6 protein-coding genes and 1 pseudogene are annotated in these 7635 nt (G+C 53.9%); all 7 read left to right on the top strand.

Annotated features, from left to right (window positions below; all coding sequences use genetic code 11):
• Positions 1 to 167: 167 nt before the first annotated feature.
• Positions 168 to 449 (top strand): annotated as a pseudogene (locus tag C8R11_RS16335) (conjugal transfer protein TrbD); the annotation flags it as partial.
• Complete coding sequence (locus C8R11_RS15525) at positions 446 to 2983, top strand: VirB4 family type IV secretion/conjugal transfer ATPase (protein ID WP_107796488.1); 2538 nt, start codon at positions 446 to 448, stop codon at positions 2981 to 2983. The pseudogene C8R11_RS16335 and the gene C8R11_RS15525, both read left to right, overlap by 4 nt.
• Positions 2980 to 3768, top strand: a complete 789-nt coding sequence (locus C8R11_RS15520; RefSeq protein WP_107796487.1) for a VirB8/TrbF family protein — start codon at positions 2980 to 2982, stop codon at positions 3766 to 3768. Before C8R11_RS15525 ends, C8R11_RS15520 begins: the two co-directional genes overlap by 4 nt.
• Before the next feature lie 11 nt (positions 3769 to 3779).
• Positions 3780 to 4679, top strand: a complete 900-nt coding sequence (trbG, locus tag C8R11_RS15515; protein ID WP_107796486.1) for a P-type conjugative transfer protein TrbG — start codon at positions 3780 to 3782, stop codon at positions 4677 to 4679.
• Entirely contained in the window at positions 4679 to 5218 is a 540-nt protein-coding gene (locus C8R11_RS15510; RefSeq protein ID WP_244907730.1) for a conjugal transfer protein TrbH, read from the top strand. Before trbG ends, C8R11_RS15510 begins: the two co-directional genes overlap by 1 nt.
• A gap of 12 nt (positions 5219 to 5230) precedes the next feature.
• Positions 5231 to 6652, top strand: a complete 1422-nt coding sequence (locus C8R11_RS15505) for a TrbI/VirB10 family protein (RefSeq protein WP_107796485.1) — start codon at positions 5231 to 5233, stop codon at positions 6650 to 6652.
• Positions 6649 to 7446, top strand: coding sequence for a P-type conjugative transfer protein TrbJ (trbJ, locus tag C8R11_RS15500; RefSeq protein ID WP_107796484.1), 798 nt, complete (start codon positions 6649 to 6651; stop codon positions 7444 to 7446). Before C8R11_RS15505 ends, trbJ begins: the two co-directional genes overlap by 4 nt.
• Positions 7447 to 7635 lie beyond the last annotated feature (189 nt).

Below are 7635 nucleotides of genomic sequence, written 5' to 3'. Positions count from 1 at the left end.
TTATCGTGCTGGTGATGGCGTTACTGATCGGCGCCAATAACATCATGACCAATCTGTTCCAGGGCGCACTGATTCCGAATAGCGCGATCCAGGAACCAGGTGAAAGGGCAGAACCCAATCCAGTATTGGATACGCTCGAAGTAATCAGGTAATACCCGGTCCGCCAGTCCGGTAACCGTCCGAACCTGTTCATGGGCGGTGATCGCGAACTGGTGATGTTCTCGATCCTGATTGCAGCCACATCGATCTTTGCGGCCATGGAAATCAAAACAGCCATCTTTGGCATTGCACTGTGGATTTTTGCATTGTTTGCGCTGCGGCTGATGGCCAAGCATGATCCGATGCTGCGCCATGTATACCTGCGCCAGCTTCACTACAGACGGTACTATCCGGCGCGCAGCACGCCGTTTTATGACAACCTGCCACGTATGGAGCGGCAATTTCAATGATTGCGGCAATCACGATCCTGATTGCCATCCTTGGCGCATTGCTGCTGTGGATGCTGTTCATGCGTATTCGCGAGACGACCAAAGCCTTCAAACTTGATAAACACCGGTCTAAAGAAACCGGCTTTGTCGATCTGCTGGTATATGCAGCCGTGGTTGACGATGGCGTGATTGTCGGCAAGAACGGTGCATTGATGGCCGCCTGGCTGTATCAGGGCAGCGATACCGCAAGCAGTACCGATATCGAGCGCGAACAGGTGTCGCGGCAGATCAATCAGGCGCTGTCACGCCTGGGCAGCGGCTGGATGATGCATGTCGATGCGGTGCGCAAACCCGCGCCGGCGTATGCCGGCAGGGGATTATCCCACTACCCGGACCCCGTATCGGCAGCTATTGATGAGGAACGCCGTGAATACTTTGAATCGCTCGGTACCCTGTACGAGGGTTATTATGTATTGTCGCTCACGTATCTGCCGCCGATGCTCGCACAGCGCAGGTTTGTTGAAATGATGTTTGATGACGACAGCAAAACCCCCGACCATGCGGCACGCACGCAAGGCTTGCTGCAGTATTTCTCGCGCGAGTGCGCCAATCTGGAGTCAAGGCTGTCGGGCACCATTGAACTGACGCGCTTGAAAGGGCGCAAACAGGTCAATGAAGACGGCTCAACAACCACCTATGATGATTTTTTAAGCTGGCTGCAGCTGTGCATTACCGGGCGCGATCATCCGATGGCGCTGCCGGCCAATCCGATGTATCTCGATGCCATTCTGGGTGGTCAGGAAATGTGGGGCGGGGTTGTCCCCAGAATCGGGCGCAATTTCGTGCAGACGGTCTCGATAGAAGGCTTTCCGCTGGGGTCAACGCCCGGCATGTTGAATGTATTGACCGAACTGCCGTTTGTCTACCGCTGGTCGACACGCTATATCTTTCTGGATACCCATGAAGCGGTGTCGCGCCTGGACAGGTACCGCAAAAAGTGGAAACAAAAAATACGCGGTTTTTTTGACCAGGTGTTTCATCTAAACAGCAGTGTTATCGATGAGGATGCCGCGAGTATGACCGTCGATGCGCAATCAGCTATCGCTGAAACCAACAGCGGCTTTGTGGCGCAGGGTTACTATACCAGCACCGTGGTATTGATGATGGAAGACCGCGCAAAACTCGAAGAAGCGGCCCGCAAAGTCGAAAAAGCCATCAATCATCTGGGCTTTGCCGCGCGCATTGAATCGATCAACACCATGGAAGCGTATCTGGGCACGCTGCCGGGTCACGGTGTGGAGAATGTGCGCCGGCCGTTGATCAATACCATGAATCTGGCCGACCTGATGCCGGTCAATACCATCTGGACCGGCAAAGCGTATGCACCCTGTCCGATGTATCCACCCAATTCACCGCCGCTGATGCACTGCGTGACGCAAGGCGCCACCCCATTTCGGCTCAACCTGCATGTGCGCGATCTGGGCCACACTTTTATGTTTGGCCCGACCGGTGCCGGTAAATCCACGCATTTAGCACTGATTGCCGCGCAATTGCGGCGATACAAAAATATGTCGGTGTATTGCTTTGATAAAGGCATGTCGATGTATCCGCTGACCCGGGCGGTCGGCGGCCAGCATTTTACCGTGGCAGGGGACGATGAATCGCTGGCATTCTGCCCATTGCAGTTTCTGACATCCAAAGGAGACCGCGCCTGGGCACTGGAATGGGTGTGTCTGATGGTGGAATTAAACGGTATGACGGTAACACCGCAGCAAAGAAATGAAGTGAGCCTTGCCATTGCCAACATGCACCAGAGCGGTTCCCACACCCTGTCTGACTTTTTGGTGACGATTCAGGATGAAACCATCCGCGAAGCGCTCAAACAATACACCATCGATGGCATGATGGGGCATCTGCTCGATGCCGAGGAGGATGGACTCAAGCTGTCGAACTTCACCACCTTTGAGATCGAGGAATTGATGAATCTCGGTGATAAGTACGCACTGCCCACGCTTTTATACCTGTTTCGCCGGATTGAACGCAGCCTGCAGGGCCAGCCTGCGGCCATTATCCTGGATGAGGCCTGGCTGATGCTCGGTCATCCGGCATTTCGCACCAAGATCCGTGAATGGCTCAAGGTGATGCGCAAAAACAACTGCCTGGTGCTGATGGCCACCCAAAGCCTGTCGGATGCGGCCAATAGCGGTATTCTCGATGTCATTGTCGAATCCACCGCCACCAAAATCTTCCTTCCCAACGTATTTGCCCGCGATGAAGAAGCCGCAGCGCTCTACCGGCGCATGGGTTTAAATGCCCGCCAGATAGAAATACTGGCAACAGCGATCCCTAAACAGCATTACTACACCGTGTCCGAGAACGGCCGGCGGTTATACGCGCTGGCGCTGGGAGAGCTGGCACTCGCGTTTGTGGGATCAACCGACAAGGAATCGATTGCCACCATCAAGCAGTTGTACGCGCGGTATGGCGACGGCTGGGTTGACCGGTGGCTGGCGATCAAGGGTATTACGTTAAACAAACAAGGCATAGCGGCATGAGTACGATTGGTGATCTGACCACAAAAATCAAAACAGGCATGTTCAACTGGACGGGCAAAAACAATCAGCAAACCTGGGAGCAGGGCGGTTTTATTGAAGGTGGCCGCCGGGCAGGAGAAAACGATAATCCGTACCTGTCTGCACGACGCACCTGGAACGATCATATGCGCTCCGTGCAGTCTTCACGCAACATGTGGCAGATACTCGCTATTTTATGCCTGTTGATCGCACTGGCCGGTATCGGCGGCATGATTCATATCGGTAGCCAGTCCAAGTTCATCCCATATGTGGTGCAGGTCAACAAGCTTGGCGAAGCGATTGCGGTATCCCGCGCCGATAGGGCCGCCATTGCCGATCAGCGCGTGGTACATGCCTCGCTTGCGTCATTCATTAATGACATGCGCATGGTCACCCCGGATGTGGCGTTGCAGCGTAAAGCGATCTTCCGCGCCTATGCGATGCTTAACACCAACGATGCGGCAACACCCAAGGCCAACGAATGGTTTAACGGGACCGAGGCCAGCAGTCCGTTCAAGCGGGCTGAAACGCAGACGGTCAGTGTGGACATCATATCGGTGATTCCGCAGTCGCCTGAAACCTGGCAGGTCGATTGGCTGGAAAAGGTGTATGACCGCCAGGGACATTTAACCGAGCAGCCGTTCAAGATGCGCGCGCTGATTCGAATCTATCACCGATCGCCAACGCAAAGCACGACGGAAGAACAGATTCGAAACAACCCGCTCGGTATTTTTATTCAGGATTTCTCCTGGTCGAAGCAATCGTAGAGAGGCCCATCATGAAACGTTTCATCCCCTTAACTGCGCTGGCCCTGCTCACTGGGATCATTACGCCAGTCCTGGCCGGCAATCTGACTGAGGCCTACTTTACCGGCAAGAATCCGCAGTTAACCCCACAGGAACGTGAAGCCATCGCCATTGCTAAAAAATGGCAGGCGAACAATGCGCAGGGCATCAAGCCGGTCGCCGGTACCGACGGCTCGATCCGCTTTCTGTTTGGCGCGCAGCAGCCGAGCATTGTCTGTGCGGTGTTGCAGGTATGCGATATTGAATTGCAACCCGGCGAGCAGGTCAATTCCATTCACCTGGGCGATCAGGCGCGCTGGCTGATAGAACCGGCGATTACAGGGCAGGGTGCGTCGGAAGTGCAGCATTTGATTGTAAAGCCGCTGGATGTTGGGCTTGAGACTTCTCTGGTGGTGACGACCAACCGGCGCACCTATCACATGCGGCTGCGGTCGCACCGGCGCGATTTCATGCCCAGAGTCGGGTTCGTCTATCCGGAAGATGCACTGGCCAAATGGGATGCCATCAAGCGCAGAGACAATCGTGCAATGGCAGTCAGGCAATCGCGCGTAATACCGGAAACCGGTGAATACCTGGGTAATCTCGATTTCGGTTATTCGGTTGCGGGCAGTGCGGTATGGAAACCGGTGCGGGTCTATAACGATGGCCACAAAACCATTATCCAGATGCCGAAGATCATGGCGCAGACTGAAGCGCCGACTTTGCTGTTGCTCAACAGGGAAGGCGGCTTGTTTAAAAAAGATGATACGGTGATGGTCAACTACCGGCTGCACGGCGACCGCTACATTGTGGATACGGTATTTGACAAGGCGGTCCTGATTGCAGGGGTCGGTGGTAATCAAAGCCGTGTCACGATTACACGGGGGAACTGATGATGAAACCGTCAAACCAGGTAAAAATTATACAAAGCATTGTTGCCAAGCCTGTCTTCATCTGTGTTTTGTTATTGCTGGCGGGTTGTATTACAACACAGCCGTATGGCAGTTTCATCCAGAACCCGTCACCGGCGTTTGGTCAATACAGCACGGTAATGGCTGAAGACGTCGCAGGCCGGATTGCCCGGCTTTATCCGGCTGCCAGCACCCGGTTCGATATGCAGCATGCCGCCACCGATCCGTTTGGCGAGGCCCTAATAGAAAACCTGCGCATACAGGGCTATGCAGTCAGTGAGGCAGCACCGGCTGACTCAATCTTTGCGCTCAGTTCTGAGCAGGACAAAGCGACAGCAGATAATCCGGTTGAAGTCACAGATTCTGTCACCCGTTTTGGATTGGCGCTGAGTTACATTATCGACCACTCGGATGATTTGTACCATGTCAGCATTCTGATTGACGATCAGCGATTGACGCGTGCCTTTGTAGCGCAGTCCGAACAGATTGCGCCGGCCGGTCTTTGGGTGCGAAGGCAATAAGGAGGGCAGGGGATGTCAACGGATAAGCTGTTATCGCCGGATACTTCGCCCGATACGGTTGGTAAACGTATCGGTGTGCGGCGCGTCAATAACCTGCCGCTCTATATCTTTGGTGCAATCATGCTGGTGTTCATGCTGCTGATGATGGTGGTGGCAATGAACCGGGCAACCGAGTATAGCGACAATGATTATGCAGACGGCCATGACGTGCAGTCCGGCAGTCATTTTGCCAGTCTTATTGCCAAGGATTATATCGGCGGCATTATCGAGCCCAAAATACGGGCTGAAGAAGCGCAGCCGCCCGGATTTCCTGAACTGCCTGAACAGAACCTGCGTGCACAGATTATGATCGAGCGGCCAGTCGATCTTGATTTGCCGCCAATGCCGCCGGATATGCCGGTAAATGACGCATCGCGCCAGGCTGATCTTGAACATATCCGCATGCTCAAACGCCAGCAGCTTGAAGAAGCGATCAAGGCCAAAACCAATGTGAATGTGATTGCGCCCAGAAGTGCGGGGTCATCGTCTGAACCTGTCTATACCGGCACGCCATCGCGTGAACAGGCACTGGTAGAGCTCGCCCGGGTACGCCAGCAGATTGACGCCAATCTGCGCGAAGATCCAACCAGCGCCTATCATGCGCGCCTGGCGCAATTAAAAATAGGGCAGGGCGGTGGTCCGGGTGCAGGTTTGGGTATGGACAGTGACATCGATGATGCACCGATGCTGTTCAATGATCCAGTAATGACTAACGCCAATGATTATGCACGGTTTGACGGCGAAGATGAACGCTGGGGTCTGAACAGTGAAGTCAGAAAACCGCAATCGCCCTATATTCTGCAGACCGGGTTTGTGATACCGGCCACCTTGATTTCCGGTATCAATTCAAGTCTGCCCGGTCAGATCATGGCGCAGGTCAGCCAGAATATTTACGATTCACCCATCGGCAAGCACCGATTGATTCCACAGGGCTCACGCCTGGTGGGCACGTATGCCAGTGAAGTCGAGTTCGGCCAGGCGCGGGTTCTGGTTGCCTGGCAGCGTATTATCTTCCCGGATGGCAAGACGATGGATATCGGCGCCATGCCGGGTGCGGACGGCGTAGGGTACGCGGGTTTTAAAGACCAGGTAAACAATCATTATCTGCGCATCTTTGGCTCCGCCTTGATTATGTCTGCGATCGTGGCCGGTGCGGCCTATAGCCAGCGTGATTCGGGTGGCGCGTTCGGGCGGCAGAATGCGGGCAGTATCATGAGTCAGTCGCTTGGTCAGCAGCTGGGGTTGGTCACAGCCAATCTTATCCGCAAAAACCTGAATATTTCGCCAACACTGGAAATCAGGCCGGGGTATCGTTTCAACATCATCGTGACCAAAGACATGGTGTTTAACAAACCCTGGCAGTCTTTTGATTATGCAAGGAGTGATTATCCATGACAAACAACCCCGGTACCATTCTGAAAACAACGCTCACCGTCCTGTTGTCTATCCTGATCTGTTCAGGCAATGCAAAAGCAGGGGGAATTCCTGTGTTTGATGCTGCGAATATGGGACAGACCACCGTTGCCGCGATTGAAAATGTATCTCAAACATTGAAGCAGATCCAGCAGTACCAGACACAACTGCAGCAATACGAGAACATGATCCGAAATACCCTGGCGCCGCCGGCGTATGTCTGGGCGCAGGCACAGTACACCATGAACAAGCTCATGCATATGACCAATACGATCCGCTACTACGGCCAGCGTTATGGCGGCCTGGACGGTTATCTGCAACAGTTTCGCAATGTCAATTACTACCGCAGTTCACCCTGTTTTAATCTTGACGGTAATTGCACCGAATCCGCCTGGAAGTTATTGCAGCAGGGACAGGAAGCCAGTACGGACGCACAGAAAAGTGCGAATGACGCTGTCTTGCGCGGTCTGGACCATCACTCGCAACAGATTCCGCTCGACGCCGCACAATTGCAGATACTGCAGCAAAGAACGCAGACTGCGCAAGGACAGATGGAAGCGCTGCAATACGCCAACCAGCTGGCGGCACATCAATCCAACCAGCTGCTGCAGATCCGCCATCTCCTGATTGCGCAGCATAACGCCATCAATGCGCAAAACCAGGCACAAGTGGACCAGAGTGCCATGTGGCAGGCCGGGCGTGAAGCGGCGACCCGGCGGTTGAGTCCGGAAACATTGCCGCCCGGTAAGCAATGGTCGGTCAGGGATGCATTTTAATTACTTATCCAAGGAGAACGTCATGAAAAATATTCAGTTGATTAGCCTGATGGTTTGTTTACTTGCTCTGGTGTTGTTGCCGGGGTGTTTCAAGGATGGGGATGGGCAGCTTGAGCTTAAAGAGACTAGGAAAGAATTGAGTGATTTGCCTCCGGCCAAGAGATGGTCAGTTACAGATGCATTTCCTGA

The sequence above is a fragment of the Nitrosomonas aestuarii genome, assembly GCF_003046585.1.
Lineage (GTDB): Bacteria > Pseudomonadota > Gammaproteobacteria > Burkholderiales > Nitrosomonadaceae > Nitrosomonas > Nitrosomonas aestuarii.
This window is presented reverse-complemented; position numbering and strand designations above follow the sequence as displayed.